Below are 21,044 nucleotides of genomic sequence, written 5' to 3'. Positions count from 1 at the left end.
TCCCAACACGGCGGGCGCCGCCGTATATCCGGGGCCGTGAACACCCGGCTGCGGCGTTCCCGCAGCATGATCCCGGATGAGACTGATACGCTCTAGTTCGGACAATACCGCGAGCGGAGACCATGTCGGAGCATTTTTCTGCCCCTTCCGAGACCACGTTACCCGGCGTCTCATACGTTATGCCGGTGCTCAACGACGTCACCCACGTACGTGCGGCCGTTGATTCACTGCTGGCTCAGGACTACACCGGCCCCTTTGAAGTGGCGATCGCCGTGGGGCCCAGTATCGACGGCACCAACGAGCTGGTGGCCGAGCTTTCGGCCGAAGACCCCCGGATTCGGGTGATCGATAACCCGGTGGGCTCCACCCCGGCCGGGCTGAACATTGCCATTCGTGCCACCACCCTGCCCATCGTGGTGCGGGTGGATGCCCACTCGGTGCTGCCGCCCAACTACACCTCGGTGGCGGTAGAGACAATCCTGCGCACGGGTGCCGCCAACGTGGGCGGCATCATGGATGCCCGGGGCACCACCCCGTTTGAGCAGGCCGTGGCCCGCGCCTATGGCAGCCGGGTGGGCCTCGGCGGCAGCCCGCACCATGTGGGAGGCACCCAGGGGCCAGCCGAAACCGTCTACCTCGGCGTGTTCCGTCGGGATGCGCTGGAGGCCGCGGGGCTCTTTGACGAACGGATCAAGCGCGGTCAGGACTGGGAGCTCAACCACCGCCTGGCCAAGGGCGGGGAAACCGTGTGGTTCACCCCCGAAATGCGCGTGGTGTACCGGCCCCGGCCGAGCCTGAACCGCCTGATTCGCCAGTTCTTCTCCACCGGCCTCTGGCGCGGAGAACTCAGCCGAACCTTCCCGAGCCGCGGAATCATCCGCTATTTTGCGCCGCCGCTGATGGTTCTCGTGGTCACCGTGGGCATCATTCTGGGCATCATCGGGACCATCGAGGCGGCCCTGGGCACCCCGAACCCGCTGGTGTGGGGATGGATCGCCCCGGCCGGCTACGTGCTGCTGGTGTTGCTGGCCACCCTCACCGTCGGGTCGAAGGATTCCCCGCGGGCGATGGCCTGGTTCCTGATCGTCATCCCGTGTATTCACTTCTGTTGGGGCATCGGGTTTATCCTGGGATATCTCTCCCTTGCCGGGTCCACCTCGGCGCTGAAAAACGAAGGTAAGAACCGCCGATGACCGACTCTCAGCCTCGCTACACCCGACCCGGCTCGCTGGCCGAGCTGCGCGCCGTGGCTCAGCCGCCGGAGGTTCGATCCCGACGCAACGCCGAGCACTGGGTTGCTTCGCTGTATCTGCGTGACCTCTCTCCGTATCTGACCATGGCGCTGCTGCGCACCCGGATCAGCGCCAACGGCGTGACCGGCATCATGATCCTCACCGGATGGTGTGTGGCCGGAGTCCTGCTGATCCCCGGCATCTGGGGCGCGGTGCTCGGCCTCATCTTCGGCCAGCTGCAGATGCTTGTGGACTGCTCGGATGGCGAGGTGGCGCGCTGGCGTAAGACCTCGTCCCCGGCGGGCACGTTCCTGGACTCGGTGGGACACTACTCAACCGAGACCCTGATCCCCATCGCGCTGGCCATCCGTGCCGCCGGCTATCCGTTCGAGGCCCCCGAGGACTACCTCTGGACCACCCTGGGCATGGGGCTGGCGATCGTGATCATCTTGAACAAGGCGCTCAACGACATGGTCCGCAACGCCCGTGCCGCCTACGGTGCCCCCAAACTCACCTACAGCGTGAGCGAGTCGGCTCCGCAGCCGGGACTGTTGCAGGCGGCCCGCCGGATCGCCCGCTTCCTGCCCTTCCACCGCCTGTTCCACTCGGTGGAGCTCACCATGGTGATCTTCGTGGGGGCCGTGGTGGGGCTGTTCATCGGCGGCGAGCTGGCGATGCGCGGGACCCTGGTGTTCCTGCTGGTCTTTGGCATCATCACCCTGTTTGGGCACTTTGTGGCCATCATGACCTCGAAGCGGCTGCGTGCCTAGCGGCGGAGGGTCTGGCACGGACCGGGCCGGCGCTGGCCAGCCGAGCGTGGGCGTCGCGATCCTCACCCAGGGCCGTCGCCCCGAGGAGCTGCGCCGCGCGATCGACAGTGTGCTCGCCCAGACCGGCGTTCACCTCGACATCGTGGTGGTGGGCAACGGCTACCAGCCGGTGGATCTGCCTGCGGGTGTGCGCGCCCATGCACTGGCCACCAATGAGGGCATCCCGGCCGGGCGCAACCGCGGTGCGGCGCAGGTCTCCGGAGAGTACATCTACTTCCTTGATGACGATGCCTGGCTCCCCGACACCGACTACCTGTCTCGGGCAATCGGCCTGATCCGCGCGGATCCCAGCATTGGTCTGGTGCAGCCTCGGATGATGGATCCCGAATCGGGGGAGACCCTGCGACACTGGATCCCGCGCGCGGGCAGCCCCGACCCGAGCGAATCCGGTCCGGCTTTTTCCTGCATGGAGGCCTCGATCTTGCTGCCGCGCACGGTCTTTGACCGCACCGGTGGCTGGGCGGAGCCGTTCTTCTATGCCCACGAGGGGATCGAACTGGCCTGGCGGGTGTGGGATCAGGACCTGCGCGCCTGGTATGCGGGAGACCTGCGGGCGTTCCACCCCGTCGTGCAGCAGACCCGGCACAGCCAGTATTATCGGTTAACGGCGCGTAACCGCGTCTGGATTGCCCGGCGTAATCTCCCGCTGCCGCTGGGGATCGCCTACGTGGGAATCTGGACCCTCGCCACAATCGCCCGCTGGTGGCGCAAACCCGAGGCGCTTAAGCCCTGGTTTGGTGGCTGGCGCGAGGGCATTCGCACACCCCCGGGTGGACGCAAACGCCTGCGCTGGCGCACAATTTGGCGGATGACCCGGGCCGGGCGTCCACCGATCTACTAATCTGCAACGAACACAACGTCAACGACTGGATACGAAACGTACATGGGTGTCATCTCCGACGGCCGCAAGGCTCTGAACCTCCTCGGCGAGGCGATCGCGAATCGCCGTGCGCGGGCCGATCTTGCCCATCGGCTGGCCGCACTGACCCCGCTGACCCCCGGTCACTTTAAGATCGCCGTCTATTTTGCCGATGGCAAGGTCAACATGTACCAGATGCGCCAGTGGTATCAGCCGCTCGCGGGCCTGGCCAAAAAGTGGCCGGTGGTTGTGCTCACCCGCACCGCGACCGCGGCCGCGCAGCTCCTGGAGGAATCCCCGCTGGATGTGGCCTATGTGCGCACGGTCCGCGAGCTGGAGGACACCCTCGAGGAGCAGGACATTCGTATCGTGTTCTACGTCAATCAGAACGCCAAAAACTTCCAGATGTTCCGTTACGGGCGTCGCTGGCACGTGTTTATCAATCACGGTGAGAGCGACAAGATGTATATGACCACGAACCAGTTCAAGTCATATGACTACGCCTTCATCGCCGGAGACGCCGCCCGAGAACGACTCACCCAGGCGCTGTGGGACTACGATCTGGACCGACGCACCTTCGCGATCGGACGCCCGCAGGCCGACCACTTCGCCGGTCGACTGCCGTTTGTGCCGGATGAGCGCACCGTGGTGCTCTACGCCCCCACCTGGGAGGGGGACCGGGCCTCGGCGGCCTATGGATCCATCGCGACGCATGGTGTCACCCTGGTCAAAAACCTGCTGGGCACCGGACAGCATCGGGTGATCTATCGCCCGCATCCGCGGTCGGGCGTCATGGACCACGCGTATGCGCAGGCCAATCGCGAGATCATCTCGATGATCCAGCACGCCAATCATGCCGATCCCCAGGCCAAGCACGTCTACGACCAGGGCATCGAGCTCGGGTGGCAACTCGCCGCCTCGGATGTGGCCATCGTGGACATCTCGGCCATGATCTACGATCGCCTCGCCGTGGGTAAGCCCGTGCTGGTCACCCGACCGGTGAACCCCGCAGCGGAGATCGATGCGGGCGGCTACCTGCAGGAGTGTGAGTGGCTCACCGCCGAGGGGGCGGCACGGATTGTTGCTGAAGTTGAGCGCGTACGTGATGATGCCGAGGCCACCGCGCGCCTACGACGCTGGTCCCGCCACTACTTTGGGGACACCAGCCCGGGGGAGGCCACCGCACGCTTCCACGCGGCCGTGGACACCCTGATGGAGCGCTGGGACGAATACGCAGCGCAGGAGGAGAACAGCGCGCACGAGGCAAGCGCGCAGGGGCACAACACCCAGGAGAGCGCCTAGGCGAGATTCTGGGGATCCTCGGGCCGCGGTGCGCGGTTCTTCCCGGGGGCCTCGGGCTTGCCGGGGCGTCGACGTCCCGGGAGGGCCCGTGGGATCTTCTCACCCAGGTCGCGGATGCCCGAGCGGACCCGTCCCACCAGGGGCTCGGCGCGTTCCAGCGGCTCGAGTTCCTGGGGAAGACGCACGGGTGCCGGGCCAAAGGCCGTGCGCGCGCTGGTGACTACCCCGCGCCCGGCCACGTGGTTGCCCACCCCGCCGATGGCCGCACCGATGCCAAAGGGCACGGCCTTGCCCACCAGGGTGGTTCCCTGGGTCGCAACAAAGTGCTTCATGAAGCGAGACTTCACCTGATCGGCGAAGGGACCCATGACCATCTGCGGCATCGAGGAGGCAATCGTGCGTCCCCAGTGCGCCCGGCGGCTGTTGCCCTGCCCGAGCACATCGCCGGTGAAGTTTTTAACCAGGTCGCTGCCGGCATTACCCAGCATCAGGGTCATCACCAGGGCTCGGGCGCGCAGCGGATCGTTCACGGCGATCCCGTGAACCTCGGCCACCGACTGCGCAAATAGGGCGGTAGCCTCCAGGAAACCGGCGGTCTCCACGCCGGAGAGGGCGATGGTGATGCCGGTGCCGATCGCCGGCACCATCGCGGTGGCTCCGACCGCGGCACCGCCGGAGGTGACGGCTGTCAGATAGCGGCGCTCCAGGATACGCACCATCTGATCACCGGTGGCATGCGGGTGACGGCGGCGAATCGAGCGAATATGCGCGAGTACCAGGGGGCGCTGAACCGAGAGCAGGCGGTCGATTCCGCGGACCCAGGCCGGATCGCTCGCCGAGCCGACCGTGCCCGGCTTACCGGGGCGACGTGAAGTGTCCTGGGCCGCCGACGAGGTGGTGCCGGGGAGCAGGACCGCGTCGATGCTGGCGGGATCAGCGGGGGAGCGTTCGGGCTCGGGAACCCCCGTTACCACGTACACCGGTGGTTTCTTCGCCATGCGTGCCCCTTCCCCCTGTCCGGACGGGGCCGCCCGGATTAGGACGTGGGATTATTATAATCCTCGTTATAGCGATCGAGAACCTCGCCGATAGGCCCATCCAGGACCAGCTTTCCCTTGTCAAGGTACAGGCCCCGGCTGCAAAAACGCCGAAGGTCACGCTCGTTATGCGAGACGAAGAACAGGGTTCTCCCGGCCGAAAGAAGCTCGTCGATCCGGCGATAGCACTTCTCGCGGAACGACTTATCGCCCACTGCCAGGACCTCGTCCACCAGGATCACCGGCTCATCCAGCTGCGCGATTACCGAGAACGCGATCCGCACCTTCATCCCGCTGGAGAGGTGCTTATACGGGGTGTCAACAAAATCCTGGATCTCGGCAAAGTCGATGATCTCATCAAATCTTGCGGCGACCTCGGCCTTGGACATGCCGTGCAGCCCGGCGGTCAGATACACGTTATCGCGCACCGACAGGTCGCTGACAAAGCCGCCGGTGATCTCGATCAGCGGTGCAACTCCGGCCCCGACCCGAACGCGACCCTCATCGGGCAGGATGACGCCGGCCACCAGCTTGAGCAGCGTGGACTTCCCCTGGCCGTTTCGACCGACCACGCCGATGGCCTCGCCGGGTGCCACGTCAAAGGTGAGGTTGCGGAACGCCCAGAACTGGTTCGGGCGCGCCCGGCGCTTACGTCCGGCGAACAGGTCCTTGAAGCTGCGGCGACGGGCCTTATTGCGGCGGAACTGGATGCCCAGGTCGGTCACCGAGATGATCGGTTCGGTCATTAGATCTCCTTGAGAACCGCGCGCTCACAGCGCCGGAAGACGAGCAGGCCGATGCCCAAAACTACCACCGAGATGATGACGGACATGATCACCGGGAAGGCCACCAGCTGTTCGGGATAGAGCCCCGAACGATACAGCGCAAAGATGCCGCTGAGTGGGTTCAGCGCGGCCCAGGACTGAATCTCCTTGGGCATGTCCAGGGTCGAGTAGACGATTGGGGAGGCGTAGAACATGAAGCGCAGGATGAGTTTCACGGCGCGCTCCAGATCACGGAAGAACACCACCAGCGGCGCCACGATCAGACCGATGCCCAGCACCAGGATTGCCTGCAGGATGATCGCCAGCGGATACGTCCACACCAGCGACCAGTTGGCGTGCGCCCCAAAGATCACCGCAAAGATGATGAGCACGGGGATCGAGGCCAAGAACTCCAGGCCCTTGGAAAGCACAAGCCGGGCGACCCAGATGGTGCGCGGAATGGAGGTGGAGCGTACCAGCTTGGCCTCGCGCAGGAACGCGCGGGTGCTGTCGGAGATGGTTCCGGTGAACCACATCCAGGGGAGCAGTCCGGCGATCAGGAAGACGATATACGGGTCCTCGCCGATCGTCCCATCCCGCTTGAAGACCACAACAAACACAAACCAGTAGATTCCGGCCATGACCAGCGGGTCCAGGATGGACCAGAAATACCCCAGAGCACTCGTGGAATAGCGCACACGCAGGTCCCGTTTGGTGAGCAGCCAGAGCGCGCTGCGATAGCGCTCGGCGCGGGAACGGCGCGGCCGGGGTAGGGTGGTCGTACTCATCACAGCCTCAATCTACCGGCAAAAACACAACACCCCGTGACGCCGACCCGCAGGCGGGCCGAAGACGCGGGGTGTTCAAAGCATGGGTCGCCTGGGTGCGACGGCCTAAAAACGATCTAGACGAAGAGGTTTGCGCGCTCGAGATCCTCGGCGAAGTCGACCTCGACCGCGTAGAAGTCGGAGATGTTCATCGGCTCAACGAGCATGCCGTCCTGCTCGATCGCGAGCTCGATGCCGCGCTCGAAGTAGTCCTGGTCGTCCACGCGACCGAGCTGACGCAGCAGCGCCGCCTTATCGCTCGAGGAGACGTAGTTGATGCCCACGGCCTCGCCGAGACCGCCTGTGACGGTCTTGGAGAGTTCCTTGATGTATCCCTCGGCGCCCACCGTGTACTTGACCTCCTCATCGGAGACCTTGTCGGTGTTGACGGTGACAAACGAGGAGTCGGTGGCGACAACCTTGGCCGCGCGAACCAGAACCTCGGGGTCGAAGACCACGTCGCCGTTCATCCACAGCACGCCGCCGTTGGAGGAGGCCGCCAGGGCGCGCATGAGCGACTTAGAGGTGTTGGTCTGGTCGTACTGCTCGTTGAAAACGAAGTCGGCGTCCGGGAACGCCTCGATGATGTGCTCAAGCTTGTAGCCCACCACCACGGTGATCTTGACCTTCTTGCCGAAGGCGTGGTGGATGTTGTCGAACTGCTGCTGCATGATGGTGCGGCCATCGTTCAGTTCGGTCAGCGATTTGGGGAGCGAGCGCCCCAGACGCGTGCCCATGCCCGCGGCGAGGATTACTACCTGTGTCGTCAATGTAACTCCCTATCAGAGCGGTGTTGCATCCGGAGTGGGCGGGTTTGCCAGTTGTTCACCGGACAGATGTTGTAAGCGCACTCCGTCATGCACCTGATCTACGTTAGCTGGCAAACGCCCAGTTCGGGGCACAGGGCGGAGGGTCGTTGTCGTTTCGTAACACGACGCTCGGATATTTCTCAGGTTTGAGTTCTGCCACGCGGTCGGTGCTAACCGGGATCTTATATATCGGTTGGTAGTTTGTTAAAGCAGAGAAAAACCGCGGAAATCCGAGCCGCGTCGGTGCGCCGGGCACGGCCAGAAATCCGGTAACGAAGACGTGAAAATGATGGGGGCATCACCTGTGGGAACCACAGAATCAGGGCCGCAGCCGGAGGCGAATGCCAAGCGGGACGCGGAAGGATCCGCGCCGGCGACGACGGACACGTCGACACCGGTGACACCCGCGGGCGCGCGGAAAACCAACACCGGGTCGTCGGGGACCCGCACGTCCTCCGCTGCTCAGAAGGCACCGGCAGTGAAAAAGGCCCCGGCGAAGCCCCGCACTCCGCGCGCGACCACGGCCAAGACCGCCGCGGCACAGGCTGCCCCCGCGCGTCCACAACCCGTCAAGGATCCCTCCGATTCCGGTGCGTTGGCCCGGGACTCGGGGGAGAGTGCCCCCGCGACGGCGCCCGCGAAAAAGGCTCCGGCGAGAAAAGCTCCGGCGAAGAAGGCTCCCGCAGCCAAGGCCCCCGCGAAGAAGGCTCCCGCTGCGAAGGCACCGGCTCCACAGACTTCGGCTGCGAAGGCTCCGGCTTCACAGACTTCGGCTTCGAAGGTTCCGGCTTCAAACGCTTCGGCTTCGAAGGCTCCGGCCAAGAAGGCTCCGGTCCGGAAGTCTCCCGTGAAGAAGGCCACGGCGGCTGCGGGGGCAACGTCCTCCACGGGCGCTGCGGCCGCGCAAGACCCCACTCAGACGGCTCCGGCTGTACCGGCCGCGGCCGAAAAAGCTCCCGAGAAGACGGCCCCGGCGACGGAGTCACCCGCGACGAAGACCGCGGCGACGAAGACCGCGGCGACGAAGACCGCGGCGACGAAATCTTCGGCGACGAAAACTTCTGCGACGGAGTCTCCGGCGGCCAAATCTCCGGCGACGAAATCTCCGGCGACGGCACCCTCCGCATCGCCCACCACGACCGGTGCCGAGACCACCGAGGACGTCCTGGTGGTGCGCGGGCTGACCCGTCATTACGGGGGTACCCACGCGGTGGACAACCTGGATCTGCGTGTGCCCACCGGCACGTTCTCTGCCATCGTTGGGCCTAACGGCGCGGGCAAGACCACCGCACTCTCGATGATCACCGGGCTGCTGCGTCCCGACGCCGGCGAGATTCTGGTGAATGGCGTCAATGTCTGGGAGGATCCGGACCGGGCCAAGCGCACCATCGGAGCCCTTCCCGACCGGATGCGGCTATTTGAGCGTCTTACCGGTGCACAGTTCCTGCACTACTCGGGCACCCTGCGTGGCCTGAGCGCCGCCACCGTGCGCGCGCGGATCGGCGATCTGGCCGCCGCGATCGGCCTCACCGAGGCGCTGGGCCGCCTGGTGTCTGACTATTCGGTGGGCATGCGCAAGAAGGTTGCCCTGGCCGCGGCGCTGATCCACTCCCCGCGCCTGCTGGTGCTGGATGAGCCCTTTGAATCCGTGGACCCGGTGTCGGTGGATCGACTCCTGACGCTCCTGCGTAACTACGTGGATCACGGGGGTACGGTAGTGCTCTCGAGTCACGGTATGGAACTGATCGAGCGGGTGTGTGACCACGTCTCGATTATTGTCAGCGGCACCGTGCTGGCTCAGGGCACCGTGGCCGAGGTGCGTGGAAACGGCACCCTGGCCGAGAGGTTTGCCGAGCTGTCCTCGCCCACCGATCCCGCGGAGGGCCTGGAATGGTTGCACAGCTTCTCCGACTAAGGCTTCAGACCCTCCTCAACGCCTTTCGGGGGGAACCGCGGGCCGTGGCCGGGCGGGTCCTCCTCCTGATCATTTCCGCGGCCGCCTGCTACCTGTTTGCGACGCTGTTCCAGGAACCCACCGAGGTGGATCCGGCACTGCTGCGCGCTCTGATCGGCGTGGGCGGCAGCGTGGCCCTGCTGGGCTGCTTCCTGGTGCCCCTGGTGTCTCGAGTGTCCAGCACGCTGGATCCCCGGGGATACGCGGGCTTCGGTCTTGCCCCGCGCACCCTCGCCGGCGGGCTCATTCTTTCGGGACTGCTGAGCCTGCCGACCCTGGTGCTCCTGCTGCTGGGCGGCATCGCGGGATTCGGGTTGGCGTCGGCTCAGAGCGACGCGGTCGGTCCGGCACTGGCGACCACCGTTCTGGTTCCGCTGACCGGGTCGCTCCTCATCCGGGTGGGATCGGCGCTCGGTGGGCAGCTGCGTGAGCCGGCCCGTCGTGGGCTACGCGGTCTCGTTACGGTGATCCTGGCGGTGCTGGCTCTTGGGACCGTGGCACTCGCGCTGGGGAATCCGGAACGCCTGAGCTCGGTGTCCGAGGTTGCGGGGTGGACCCCGCTGGGTGCCGCCTGGCTGCTGGCCGAACCAGGCAGCGGCGGGGCACTGGCCGGACGGCTGGCGATCGCCGTGCTCACGGTGATTGTGCTGTTTGCGGCCTGGGGTGTCCTCTGCACCTACCTGGTGCGTTCGGTGAGTAGGCCCGAGGTGCCGGCCGGCATCCACCTGGGCTGGTTTGCCCGGGTTCCCGCCGGACCGACCGCGGCCGTGGCTGCGCGCTCGCTGACCTACTGGCTGCGTGATCCGCGCTACATCACCTCGCTGTTGATCGTGCCCCTGGTCCCGATCGTGGCGGTATTTGCGCTGAACATTGCCGGGGTATCCTGGTCGGCGCTCAGCCTGCTGCCGCTGCCGATCATCGTCGTCTTTATCGCCTGGGCACCGCATAATGATCTGGCCCTGGATTCCTCGGCCCTCTGGCTGCACGTGACCTCCGGGGTTTCGGGCCGCGCGGATCGGATCGGTCGGATCCTGCCCGTCTTCGTGCTGGGTGTCCTGGTGATCGCGATGGGAGCGCCGATTTCGGTGGGCCTGGGCGGGGTTCCCGAGATGCTGCCGGTCCTGATCGGCGTGTGTGGGGGAATCCTGCTCACCGGTCTCGGGCTGGCCTCCTACTTCTCGGCGCGCACCCCGTACCCGGCGGTTCAGCCCGGAGATAGCCCGTTCCAGCAGCCACAGGCGGGTGGCGGATACTCGGCTCGGGTGCAGGCGCTGAGCCTGATCGGGACCGTGGTGCTGAGCGTCCCGGTGGTCTTTCTCGCGGTCCAGGCCTTCGGGGGTGCCACCTCGATGATCTGGCCGACCCTTGCGGTGGGCCTCGCGGTCGGGGTGCTGGTGCTGGTGCTGGGAGTGATTGCCGGGGCACGCTATTACACGCGTCACACCGCGGAGCTGATGGAGTTTGCGACCTCCCACTAGGGACGCGCATTATCCGGGTAAACGTCCTAAACTGAAGGCATGAGCGACGTGAACCTGAGTATCTCCGACCCGAACGGTACGCCGGACGGCGGCGGCACCGCCCTGCTTGACCGCGAGCTGGAAAAGCTCCTCAATGAGGAGGCCATCGAGCCCGGCGATCACGAACGCTTCTCGCACTACGTGAAGAAGGAAAAGATCCTGGAGTCCGCGATGACCGGTAAGCCGGTGCGCGCGCTCTGCGGCAAGAAGTGGACCCCCGGTCGCGATCCGGAAAAGTTCCCGGTCTGCCCGGCCTGCAAGGAAGTGTACGCGCGACTGCGCGATAGCTAAACCCACCAATCAACGCCCCGCTGCCCGGCGGGTTCTCGCGGTTGTTGACCCCACCCCACATGGTGGCGGTCGCCACGGCCGCGAGGACCGGACCTCGCAGGCGGGGCGTTTTGTGTGTGCCCCGAGGGGGTAAGCCCGGGCGACAAGTGGGTGAACAGTGGGTGTTTTGCGGCCACGGGGCTTGTCAACTATCGCGGGTGCTGCTTACCGTAAGCAGGTGTTCTACCCGCGTAGATTTTGCGCAGACTCTACGCGGGTAGATCCTTCTCCCCACTCGACACCGCGGCATCAGACCGCGTGAAAGGAAACCCCCGTGGAACCCACCCCGTCCGCCCCCGTGCTCGTCACGGATGATGCGCTTTCCACCCCCGAGGGAAAAAAGAGCTTTCGGACCGCAACACTCTCCTCCTGGCTTGGCACCACGATGGAGTACGTCGACTTCGCGCTGTACGGCCTGGCCACCGCACTCGTGTTCAACACCCTGTTTTTCCCCGAGTCCTCGCCCACCATCGCGCTGCTGGCAAGCTTCTCGACCTACGCGGTCGGCTTCTTTGCCCGTCCGGTGGGTGCCTGGTTCTTCGGCCGGATCGGCGACCGGCACGGCCGCAAGGCAGTCATGGTCATCACCATCGCGCTGATGGGAGGGGCCACCACCCTGATCGGACTGCTGCCGACCTATGACCAGGTCGGCGCGCTCGCCCCGATCCTGCTGCTCATCCTGCGGGTGTTGCAGGGCTTCGGGGCCGGTGCCGAGCTCTCCGGCGCCGCGATCGTGCTGACCGAGTTTGCCCCGGTCAAGCGCCGCGGACTGGTGGCCTCGATCGTCGCCCTCGGGTCCAACAGCGGGACCCTGCTGGCCTCGACCGCCTGGCTCCTGGTGGTCCAGTTACCCAAGGAGGATCTGACCAGCTGGGGGTGGCGGATTCCGTTCCTGGCCAGCATCCTGATCGCCGGCTTCGCCCTGGTCCTGCGTCGCACCATGAAGGAAACCCCGGTCTTCGCCAAGCAGCGCGAACAGATCGCCGCCCGCACCGAGGCCATTCGCGCGGTGGACACCCGCTCGTTCTGGCGTCGCAACCGCGCGTTCTTTGTGATGCTGGGACTGCGCATCGGTGAGAACGGTCCCTCCTATATGGCCCAGGGGTTCCTGATCGGCTATGTGGCCACCGTGCTGATGGTGGATAAGTCGGTGCCCACCGCCGCAGTGCTGATTGCCTCGCTGATCGGCTTTGCGGTGATCCCGTTTGCGGGCTGGCTCTCGGACCGCTTCGGACGTCGGATCACCTATCGCTGGTTCTGTATCCTGCTGGTGGCCTACGCGTTCCCCGCGTTTGCGCTGATCCAGTCCCGCAACACCGCCGTGGTGATGGCGATCATTATCGTCGGGATGAGCATCGCCTCACTGGGGATCTTTGGTGTGCAGGCGGCCTACGGCGTCGAGCTGTTTGGTGCCCGCAACCGCTTCACCAAGATGGCGCTGGCCAAGGAGATCGGATCGATCCTCTCCGGCGGCACCGCACCCGCCGTGGCGGCCGGGTTGCTGGCCGCGTTTGGTGCCTGGTGGCCGCTAGCATTGTACTGGGTGGTCATGGCGGCGATCGGGCTGTTCACCACCTTCACGGCCCCGGAAACCCGCGGCCGCGACCTCAACCTGATTCACGATGCCACCGATGATGCCGAGGCTCGGATGGGAACCGTGTGAGTAGGGAAAAAGTAACCCGCACCGACGTGGCCCGGGTGGCCGGAACCTCGGTCGCCGTGGTCAGCTACGTGGTCAATAATGGTCCGCGCCCGGTCGCCGAGGCGACCCGGGCGCGGGTCCTGGCGGCGATCGAGTCCACCGGATATCGTCCCGACGGGATCGCCCGGGCCCTGGCCTCGGGATCCACCCGCACCTTCGGGCTGATCGTACCCAATATTGCCAACCCGTTTGTGGCCGCCCTCGCGCATGCGATCGAGGGGGCCGCCTACCGGCGCGGGTTTACCCTGCTGCTTGGCGACTCCGCGGATGATCCGGCCCGCGAGGCGGATCTGGTGGGCACCTTCCTCCAGCACCGCATCGACGGACTGCTGTTTTACGGGGTGGACCGGGACCATCCGTGGCTGGATCAGGCCGTGGGTAAGGTCCCGGTGGTGGTCCTGGACGAGCCCCCCGCGGGCCCCGGGATCATCGGCGTGCGAGTGGATGAGCGGGCGGCCTCGGCCGCAGCGACCCGGCATCTGATCGAGCACGGTCGAGACGCGGTTGCGATCATCACCGGGCCGCTGGAGCAGCAAAACGCCCGCGACCGACGCGACGGCTGGCGGGACGCGCTCGGTGACGCCGCCCGCGCCGATCTTCAGATCGAGGGGACCTACACCCGGGGCGGCGGATACCTCGCCGGGCGGGCACTCCTGGAGCGCGAGACCCGTCCCGATGCGGTGTTCGCCTCCAATGAGCAGCAGGCCTTGGGGCTGCTGGCGGCGGCGGCCGAGCTCGGGGTGCGGGTGCCCGAGGACCTCGCGGTGATCTGCTTCAACGGCACGACCAACGCCGAGTATTCGATTCCCGCCCTGTCCACCATCGAGCAGCCGATCGAGGCGATCTCGGATCGTGCAATCGACCTGTTGATCCGGAGTGATCGAGCCGAGTATCCGGTGACCGTCTGCGATGTTGAGCTGGTCCGCCGACGCTCCTGCGGGTGCGAGTATCGACGCACCCCGTCGGAGCGGGCGCTGCGCGCGGCGACGGGCTCGGCGGGGGAGCAGCGGGCAGCGGAGCAATCGGCGGCGGAACGGCAAGCGTCGGAGCAATCGGAGGTGGAGCACCCGGCGGTGGCACAACCCGCGGTGGCACAACCGGCGGCGAAACGGCCGACAACGGAGCAAGCGACGGTGGGAAGAACCGCGGCCGAACGGCCCGGGTCGCGAACGGGGGCTTCCGCGTGAGGATCGTGATCGACTGCGATCCCGGCAACGGGGTACCCGGGGCCAACGTGGATGACGGACTGGCCCTGGCGCTCGCCGTGGCTGCCCATCCCGAGCTGACCCTCGAGGCGATCACCACGGTTTCTGGTAACACCCCGAGCGCGCTCGGCTTTGCCGCGGCGCAAACCCTGATCGAGAATTTCGGGACCGAGGTGCCGATCTATCTGGGGGCCGAGCGTGCGCTGGTGGAGCCGCCCGAACGCTGGCGCACACACCTGGACCGGGAGGATGCCGATGCCACGGTGACCGAAACCTGGGGATCGACCCCGCGGCCGCGTGCCGCCCACGACGTGCCGGGGATTCCCGCGGCCCAGGCGCTCGGCGAGCTGGTTCGGGCCTATCCCGGCGAGGTCACGATTGTGGCGATCGGTCCGCTCACCAACCTGGCGCTTGCCACCCGACTCTTCCCGGACTTCGCCCGGAACGTGGCGCGCATCGTCATCATGGGCGGCGTCTTCGAGGTGGAGGGCTATCCGGTGGATACCAATTTCGGGGTGGATCCGGATGCGGCGGCGATTGTGCTCTCCAGCGGTGCCCGCATCACCCTGGTCCCGATGGATGCCACCACCACGACGCTGATGACCCACGCGGACCTCGACCGGATCGAACGTCTGGACACCCGGCTGACCCGTGCGCTGGTCCCCACCCTGCGTCCCTGGATCACCTATTCGGCCAGGACCCGGGGCATCGGCGGGATGTGGATTCACGATGTGGTCACCGTGGCATTGCTACTGGATCCGGGCACCGTGGACACCCGCGATCTGGACATCAGCGTGGACCTGCTGCCGGGGCCGACCCGTGGTCGCACGGTGCGCTGGGCCCCGGATGCGCTGCCTGCGCCGGGTGCCGCGCCCGCGCCGATCGAGGTGGTGACACGCATCGATAATGCGCGCCTGCTCACGCTCCTCACCGGGTGGTTCGCCGCCCACGGCTAACCGCCCCGCCTGGCTTCTCCCCGGGCCAGAGTCCCGGGATGCCGAGCAGCGGGGGTGCTCCGAGGATTAAACGCCGAGCGGGGCCCACCCATGGTGAGCCCCGCTCGGTGCGAAACTAGTTGCCGATAAAGACCGTGGGGATCGCCGCGTCGCCGCGTCCCAAACGGAAGGCCCCGGCCGGCAGCTCGCTCACCGCGGTGGCACGGTGCTCACGGGCCAGCGCGGTGCCGGCGGCACCCAGGTAGCGCTCCTCGATCACGCCGTCCACGATCAGCGGCACGTTCAGCGCACGCTCCGAAGCCTCGGCCTCGGGGGCGGTGTCACCGATGTAGATGCGCTCCTGGTTGGCACGGCCCGAGGCCGAGAGGCGGCGCATCGGGGTCTTCTTGCCGCCGATCGACGCCTTGCCCTCGGAGTTCTTGGCCAGCGGAATCCAGGACCCATCCTCACCGCGGCGGGCCACCAGCTTGTAGACCATACTCGCGGCAGGGGAGCCGGAACCGGTGACCACCGAGGTGCCCACGCCGTAGGAGTCCACCGGGGAGGCAGCGAGGGTCGCGATCGCGTGCTCATCCAGGTCGTTGGTCACGGTGATCTTGGTGCCGGTGGCCCCCAGCGAGTCGAGCTGTGCCCGTACCTCGGTGACCAGGGTGGGCAGGTCACCCGAGTCCAGACGGATCGCGCCGAGTTCGGGCCCGGCCACCCGGATCGCCGTTTCCACACCCTGGTGCACATCGTAGGTATCCACCAGCAGGGTGGTTTTGGTGCCGAGTTTGTCGATCTGCGCCTGGAAGGCCTCCTCCTCGCTCGCGTGCAGCAGGGTGAAGGCGTGGGCAGCGGTGCCCATCGTGGGAATGCCCCAGCGGCGTCCGGCCTCGAGATTACTGGTCGCGCCGAAGCCGGCGATATAGGCGGCGCGGGCGGCGGCCACGGCGGCCTCCTCATTGGCCCGGCGTGAGCCCATCTCCGAGAGCGGGCGGCCGATGGCCGCGGTGACCATGCGGGTCGCGGCATTGGCCACCGCGCTGTCATAGTTCAGGACGCTGAGCGCCAGGGTCTCCAGGATGACACCCTCGGCGAAGCTCGCCTCGACGGTCAGGATGGGGGAGTTGGGGAAGTAGACCTCGCCCTCCTGGTAGCCCCAGATGTTGCCGCGGAAACGGTAGTCGGCGAGCCAGTCCAGGGTCTCGGTGCCCACCACATTATTGTCACGGAGCCACTGCAACTCGGACTCGCCAAAGCGGAAGTCGCGGATCAGTTCGAGCAGGCGGCCGGTGCCGGCCACGACGCCGTAGCGACGTGCGCCGGGAAGGCGGCGGGCGAAGACCTCGAAGAGACAGTGCTCGGTGGCGGTGCCGCGCGCGAACGCGGCATCGATCATGGTGAGCTCGTAGCGGTCGGTGTGAAGTGCGGTTGAAGTGTTCACGTCGCCAGCCTAGCCACTTCGTGAACGTCTCCGCATCCGGGGTGCACAAATATCCGCATGGGATCCGCGGAAACTCGCGCAGTTTTACGACAGAAGTTGCATATCTGCACGATACGACAGGAGCCCCATACTGGGGGCGTCATTACCGAAACGGAATGGCTAACACACGATTAGCATGCAATTACTCGCACCGTGAGCATCGCAGTTCCCGGGCAGGTTCCGGGGCGATTGTGGGTCGTTAGACCACGTCGGGATTGCGTCACAAACGCGATCACCCAACTACAAGGAGCAGTTATGTCCGAAACCACAGCACCCGTCACCCTGAGCATCACCCCCGGTAAGGCCCTCGCGCTGCGCTGGGCCGGATTCATCGCGCTGCTCGCCGCAGCCGTGATGATTATCGCCGGCGGAACCGTCTGGGGCGTGGTGACCAGCCAGCTGCGCGCCGAGAAGATCACCGTGAGCGAGGATGCCGCCTTCCTCGGCGGTGCCGACGTAGCCGGCCCGTTCTCCGCGTTTGCACAGGCCGACATCATCAGCACCCACGCCAAGAACATGACCGACGGCAAGACCTATGCCGAGCTGGACAAGGATGACCCGAAGCGCGCCACCGTGATGAACGCCTCGTTCCTGCGTACCTCGCTGTTCACCTCGGTGGTCTCCTACGGTGTCTCGGCGTTTGTGATCGGTGTCGGGATCCTCTTTGGCATCATCGGCTGGGTCATCCTGACCATCGCGCCGCGTCGCCGCGCAGCCGTAGCCACCGTCCCGGTCACCCCCGCGGAGTAGTTTCCTCGCGGTCTGCGGCACCCAGGCCCACAAGGCTACCGGGTGCCGACTCGGGGTGCCCCGATAACGCCCTCATTTCCCGTCTCATCGGCGCGGGGATGGGGGCGTTCGCGTGTCCGTGTACCGCCCGGAAGGGCCTCCGGTAGTAGGGTTGAGGGTGTGAATGATGCACCAATTGGGATCTTTGACTCCGGCGTTGGGGGACTCACCGTCGCCCGCGCTATTCAGGATCAGCTGCCGCGAGAACAGATCCTCTACGTGGGGGATACCGCCCACTCTCCGTACGGCCCCAAGTCCATCGCGGATGTGCGTCGCTACTCACTTGAGGTGATGGACGACCTGGTGGCCAAGGGTGTCAAGATGCTGGTGATTGCCTGCAACACCGCCTCCTCGGCGGTCCTCCGGGATGCGCGCGAGCGCTACTCGGTCCCGGTCATCGAGGTCATCCAGCCCGCCGTGCGCAGCGCCGTGCGGGTCACCCGCACCAACCGCGTGGGCGTGATCGGCACCGCCGGCACCATCCGCTCCCGCGCCTACCAGGATGCGTTTGCCGCGGCCCCCGAGCTGGAGCTGTTCACCCAGGCGTGCCCGAAGTTTGTGGAGTTTGTCGAAAACGGCATCACCACCGGCCCCGAGGTGCTGGCCGTCGCCGAGGAGTATCTGGGACCGCTGCGTGAGGCGGGCGTGGACACCCTGGTGCTCGGCTGTACCCACTATCCCTTCCTCAAGGGTGCGATTAGCTATGTGATGGGTCCGGATGTGACCCTGGTCTCCAGCGACTCGGAAACCGCCAACGACGTCTACCGCCAGCTGGTATCGATGGGGCAGGAGCGCACCGCGATCACCCCGCCCCAGCACCACTACGAGGCCACCGGCCAGAGCGAGAGTGAGTTCCTGGAGCTCGCCACCCGCCTGGTGGGTCGCGAAATCTCGCATGTGGACCTCGTACAGACCGGCGTCATCGACCTCGGCGATCTGCGCACCCTGCAGCGCGAAACCACCACCCAGAACCCCGCCGCGAGCTAGGCTCGCCCCAACCCGAAGGAGCTCCGCGTGAGCAACACGACCCGTGCCGATGGCCGGACCCCCGATCAGCTGCGTACCATCACCATCGAGCCCGGCTGGAGCGCCCAGGCCGAGGGATCGGCGCTGATCAGCTACGGCAACACCAAGGTGCTGTGCACCGCCTCCTTCACCCCGGGTGTGCCGCGCTGGCTCACCGGGAAGGGCAAGGGCTGGGTCACCGCCGAGTACGCGATGCTGCCCCGGGCCACCAACTCCCGCAACGACCGCGAGGCCGTCAAGGGCAAGATTGGTGGACGCACCCACGAGATTTCCCGTCTGATCGGTCGCAGCCTGCGCGCGGTGATCAACACCAAGGCACTGGGCGAGAACACCATCGTGATCGACTGTGACGTACTCCAGGCCGACGGCGGAACCCGCACCGCCGCGATCACCGGCGCCTATGTGGCACTGGCCCAGGCGATCGAGTGGGCGCGCGAGCGTAAGCACATCGGTCCCAAGGCTCAGCCGCTCACCGACTCGGTGGCCGCGGTCTCGGTGGGCATCATCGATGGCGTGCCGATGCTCGATCTGGCCTACGTCGAGGACGTCCGTGCCGAGACCGACATGAACGTGGTACTGACCGGCGACGGCCGCTTCGTCGAGGTGCAGGGCACCGCCGAGGGTGCGCCGTTTGACCGCGACGAGCTGAATAAGCTGCTGGATCTGGCCGTGGCCTCCTCCGCCGAGCTCAAGGAGCTGCAGTTCGCCGCCCTCGAGGGTGGTGCGCGATGAGCATCGAGGTTGTCCTGGCGACCCACAACCAGCACAAGGTGGAGGAGTTCCAGAAGATCCTCGGCGGCGCGCTGCCGGGACTGAACATCGTCGCCTATGACGGGCCCGATCCGGTGGAGGACGGGACCAGCTTTGCCGAGAACGCGCTTATTAAGGCCCGCGTGGCCGCCGCGCACACCGGCAAGATCGCGCTCGCTGATGACAGCGGCATCGCGGTGGACCTGCTGGGTGGTGCCCCCGGCATCTTCTCGGCACGCTGGGCCGGCCCGGGCAAAAACGACCGGGCGAACCTCGAACTGCTGCTCGCACAGCTCTCGGACATCGCCCCCGAGCACCGCGGCGCACAGTTTGTCTGCAACATCGCGATCGTAAACCCGGGCGTGGATGGCTCGGAGCCCAGCGAGGATGTGGTGGTGGGCATCTGGACCGGTGCCCTCGCCCGCGAGCCCCAGGGCGAAAACGGCTTCGGCTATGACCCGGTGTTCCTGCCCGCCGAGTTCGAGGTTTCAGCCGCCGAGCTGACCCCCGAGCAGAAGAACCAGGCGAGCCACCGGGCCCGCGCGTTTGAGCGCGCAATTCCGGTGCTGAACGGCCTGATCGGAGCCTAGAAACCCCCGGTCAGCCGGATATTGATAACTGCTATCATTCCTATCTACGGTGTCGGCCTAGCCCTTTCGGGACGGCCTTTGTAGCGTGGAAGCATGGCACACGATCACGCACCCGCAACCACGTCCAAAAAACGACTCCTGATTGTCATCGGCATCGTTTCGACGGTGTTTGTGGCCGAGGTCATCGGTGGCCTGCTCACCGGCTCGCTGGCTCTGCTGGCCGACGCCGGGCACATGCTCAGCGACCTGATCGGCCTGATCGTGGCCCTCACCGCGATGACCCTCGCGGCCCGCCCCGCCTCCGCCCGTGCGACCTACGGATATCGCCGGACGGAGGTGTTTGGCGCGCTGATCAACGGTCTGATTCTCTGCGGTGTCTCGATCAGCATCGCCCTCGAGGCGATTCAGCGGCTGACCAACCCCACCGAGGCGGAGATTCTGCCGGTACCGATGCTCCTGGTGGCCATCGTGGGTCTCGCCGCCAATATCGTGTCGATGCTGATCCTGCGGGCCGGGGCGAAGTCCTCGATCAACCTGCGTGGTGCCTACCTTGAGGTCTTTGGTGACATGCTGGGATCGGTGGCGGTGATCGTGGCCGCGATCATCATCATGCTCACCGGCTGGGCCCCCGCCGATGCGATCGTGTCGCTGGCGATTGCCGCGTTCATCCTGCCGCGCGCCTACCTGCTGCTGCGCGATGTGTGGCGTGTGCTCAACGAGTCCACCCCCGTGGATACCTCGGTTGAGGACGTGCGTGCCCACATCGCCCGGGCCGAGGGGGTGCGCGAGGTCCACGATGTACACCTGTGGTCGATCACCTCGGGGGAGCACGTCTTCACCGCCCACGTGGTGGCCGAGGACGAGGTCTTCGAACGTGGGGAGGTGGGGGCGCTGCTGGACCGGCTCTCCGACTGCCTGCACGACCACTTCGACGTGGAGCACTCGACCTTCCAGATCGAACCACCCAAGCACGCCGAGCATGAGCGTGAGGTGCACGTCTAGGACGCACCCGATAGCCCGGTCTCAGACACCCCATTCGGTGTGTGAGGCCGGGCTTTTGTCTGCGTAACCGGCCACCGAACTGGGTATGAATTTTCGTG

The 21,044-nt window shown here is 66.2% G+C and carries 22 protein-coding genes; 15 read left to right on the top strand and 7 right to left on the bottom strand.

Annotated elements, in window-relative coordinates; genetic code table 11:
- The first annotated feature begins 122 nt into the window (after window positions 1-122).
- The 4 genes from D9V34_RS12770 to D9V34_RS12755 are packed head-to-tail and all read left to right on the top strand — an operon-like array spanning window position 123 to window position 4,223.
- A complete protein-coding gene (locus D9V34_RS12770; RefSeq protein WP_121687003.1) occupies window positions 123-1,193 on the top strand; it encodes a glycosyltransferase family 2 protein in 1,071 nt (356 codons plus the stop codon).
- Window positions 1,190-2,002, top strand: a complete 813-nt coding sequence (locus D9V34_RS12765) for a CDP-alcohol phosphatidyltransferase family protein (RefSeq protein WP_030148556.1) — start codon at window positions 1,190-1,192, stop codon at window positions 2,000-2,002. Before D9V34_RS12770 ends, D9V34_RS12765 begins: the two co-directional genes overlap by 4 nt.
- Complete coding sequence (locus D9V34_RS12760; protein ID WP_121687002.1) at window positions 1,995-2,903, top strand: glycosyltransferase family 2 protein; 909 nt, start codon at window positions 1,995-1,997, stop codon at window positions 2,901-2,903. Before D9V34_RS12765 ends, D9V34_RS12760 begins: the two co-directional genes overlap by 8 nt.
- Before the next feature lie 42 nt (window positions 2,904-2,945).
- Window positions 2,946-4,223: a CDP-glycerol glycerophosphotransferase family protein gene (locus D9V34_RS12755; protein WP_121687001.1), complete on the top strand. Its 1,278-nt coding sequence runs from the start codon at window positions 2,946-2,948 to the stop codon at window positions 4,221-4,223.
- Here D9V34_RS12755 and D9V34_RS12750 read toward each other — a convergent pair.
- The 6 genes from D9V34_RS12750 to D9V34_RS18160 all read right to left on the bottom strand — a co-directional run bounded on the left by D9V34_RS12750 (window position 4,220) and on the right by D9V34_RS18160 (window position 8,815).
- Complete coding sequence (locus D9V34_RS12750) at window positions 4,220-5,221, bottom strand: hypothetical protein (protein WP_183091783.1); 1,002 nt, start codon at window positions 5,219-5,221, stop codon at window positions 4,220-4,222. The genes D9V34_RS12755 and D9V34_RS12750 overlap by 4 nt on opposite strands.
- 38 nt (window positions 5,222-5,259) lie before the next feature.
- Window positions 5,260-6,006 carry an ABC transporter ATP-binding protein gene (locus D9V34_RS12745; RefSeq protein WP_030148560.1) on the bottom strand — a complete coding sequence of 249 codons (747 nt, stop codon included), beginning with the start codon at window positions 6,004-6,006 and terminating at the stop codon, window positions 5,260-5,262.
- The gene (locus D9V34_RS12740; protein WP_121687000.1) at window positions 6,006-6,812 is read right to left on the bottom strand and encodes an ABC transporter permease; all 807 of its coding nucleotides are present in this window, start codon (window positions 6,810-6,812) and stop codon (window positions 6,006-6,008) included. The genes D9V34_RS12745 and D9V34_RS12740 overlap by 1 nt, the downstream gene beginning before the upstream one ends.
- A 116-nt stretch (window positions 6,813-6,928) precedes the next feature.
- A complete protein-coding gene (locus D9V34_RS12735; protein ID WP_121686999.1) occupies window positions 6,929-7,621 on the bottom strand; it encodes a phosphocholine cytidylyltransferase family protein in 693 nt (230 codons plus the stop codon).
- Between the two features lie 501 nt (window positions 7,622-8,122).
- A complete protein-coding gene (locus D9V34_RS18165) occupies window positions 8,123-8,548 on the bottom strand; it encodes a hypothetical protein (protein ID WP_245991783.1) in 426 nt (141 codons plus the stop codon).
- A gap of 27 nt (window positions 8,549-8,575) precedes the next feature.
- A complete protein-coding gene (locus tag D9V34_RS18160) occupies window positions 8,576-8,815 on the bottom strand; it encodes a hypothetical protein (RefSeq protein ID WP_245991781.1) in 240 nt (79 codons plus the stop codon).
- A 13-nt stretch (window positions 8,816-8,828) separates the two neighbouring features.
- Here D9V34_RS18160 and D9V34_RS18155 point away from each other — a divergent pair, with 13 nt between their 5' ends.
- The 6 genes from D9V34_RS18155 (at window position 8,829) to D9V34_RS12700 (ending at window position 15,324) form a co-directional block, all read left to right on the top strand.
- Entirely contained in the window at window positions 8,829-9,575 is a 747-nt protein-coding gene (locus D9V34_RS18155) for an ABC transporter ATP-binding protein (protein ID WP_245991779.1), read from the top strand.
- The gene (locus tag D9V34_RS12720) at window positions 9,551-11,092 is read left to right on the top strand and encodes a hypothetical protein (protein ID WP_147441566.1); all 1,542 of its coding nucleotides are present in this window, start codon (window positions 9,551-9,553) and stop codon (window positions 11,090-11,092) included. The genes D9V34_RS18155 and D9V34_RS12720 overlap by 25 nt, the downstream gene beginning before the upstream one ends.
- 39 nt (window positions 11,093-11,131) lie before the next feature.
- A complete protein-coding gene (locus D9V34_RS12715) occupies window positions 11,132-11,422 on the top strand; it encodes a DUF3039 domain-containing protein (RefSeq protein WP_043321534.1) in 291 nt (96 codons plus the stop codon).
- Between the two features lie 313 nt (window positions 11,423-11,735).
- On the top strand, window positions 11,736-13,124 hold the full coding sequence (locus D9V34_RS12710; RefSeq protein ID WP_245991777.1) for an MFS transporter: 1,389 nt from the start codon (window positions 11,736-11,738) through the stop codon (window positions 13,122-13,124).
- On the top strand, window positions 13,121-14,350 hold the full coding sequence (locus D9V34_RS12705) for a LacI family DNA-binding transcriptional regulator (protein ID WP_121686995.1): 1,230 nt from the start codon (window positions 13,121-13,123) through the stop codon (window positions 14,348-14,350). Before D9V34_RS12710 ends, D9V34_RS12705 begins: the two co-directional genes overlap by 4 nt.
- On the top strand, window positions 14,347-15,324 hold the full coding sequence (locus tag D9V34_RS12700) for a nucleoside hydrolase (protein ID WP_121686994.1): 978 nt from the start codon (window positions 14,347-14,349) through the stop codon (window positions 15,322-15,324). The genes D9V34_RS12705 and D9V34_RS12700 overlap by 4 nt, the downstream gene beginning before the upstream one ends.
- Before the next feature lie 115 nt (window positions 15,325-15,439).
- Here the strand turns inward: D9V34_RS12700 and D9V34_RS12695 are convergent, their stop codons facing one another.
- Window positions 15,440-16,750: a nicotinate phosphoribosyltransferase gene (locus tag D9V34_RS12695; RefSeq protein WP_121686993.1), complete on the bottom strand. Its 1,311-nt coding sequence runs from the start codon at window positions 16,748-16,750 to the stop codon at window positions 15,440-15,442.
- Between the two features lie 294 nt (window positions 16,751-17,044).
- Between D9V34_RS12695 and D9V34_RS12690 the strand changes: the two genes are divergently transcribed.
- The 5 genes from D9V34_RS12690 to D9V34_RS12670 all read left to right on the top strand — a co-directional run bounded on the left by D9V34_RS12690 (window position 17,045) and on the right by D9V34_RS12670 (window position 20,946).
- A complete protein-coding gene (locus D9V34_RS12690) occupies window positions 17,045-17,539 on the top strand; it encodes an aromatic ring-opening dioxygenase LigA (RefSeq protein ID WP_121686992.1) in 495 nt (164 codons plus the stop codon).
- 159 nt (window positions 17,540-17,698) lie between these two features.
- On the top strand, window positions 17,699-18,565 hold the full coding sequence (gene murI, locus D9V34_RS12685) for a glutamate racemase (protein ID WP_121686991.1): 867 nt from the start codon (window positions 17,699-17,701) through the stop codon (window positions 18,563-18,565).
- A 27-nt stretch (window positions 18,566-18,592) separates the two neighbouring features.
- Entirely contained in the window at window positions 18,593-19,336 is a 744-nt protein-coding gene (gene rph, locus D9V34_RS12680) for a ribonuclease PH (protein WP_030148573.1), read from the top strand.
- Window positions 19,333-19,944 (top strand): RdgB/HAM1 family non-canonical purine NTP pyrophosphatase, encoded by a 612-nt coding sequence (gene rdgB, locus D9V34_RS12675; protein ID WP_030148574.1) that lies wholly within the window; start codon window positions 19,333-19,335, stop codon window positions 19,942-19,944. The genes rph and rdgB overlap by 4 nt, the downstream gene beginning before the upstream one ends.
- A gap of 93 nt (window positions 19,945-20,037) precedes the next feature.
- Complete coding sequence (locus tag D9V34_RS12670) at window positions 20,038-20,946, top strand: cation diffusion facilitator family transporter (protein ID WP_121686990.1); 909 nt, start codon at window positions 20,038-20,040, stop codon at window positions 20,944-20,946.
- Window positions 20,947-21,044: the final 98 nt, after the last annotated feature.

This window comes from Mycetocola lacteus (assembly GCF_003667575.1).
GTDB lineage: Bacteria > Actinomycetota > Actinomycetes > Actinomycetales > Microbacteriaceae > Mycetocola > Mycetocola lacteus.
This window is presented reverse-complemented; position numbering and strand designations above follow the sequence as displayed.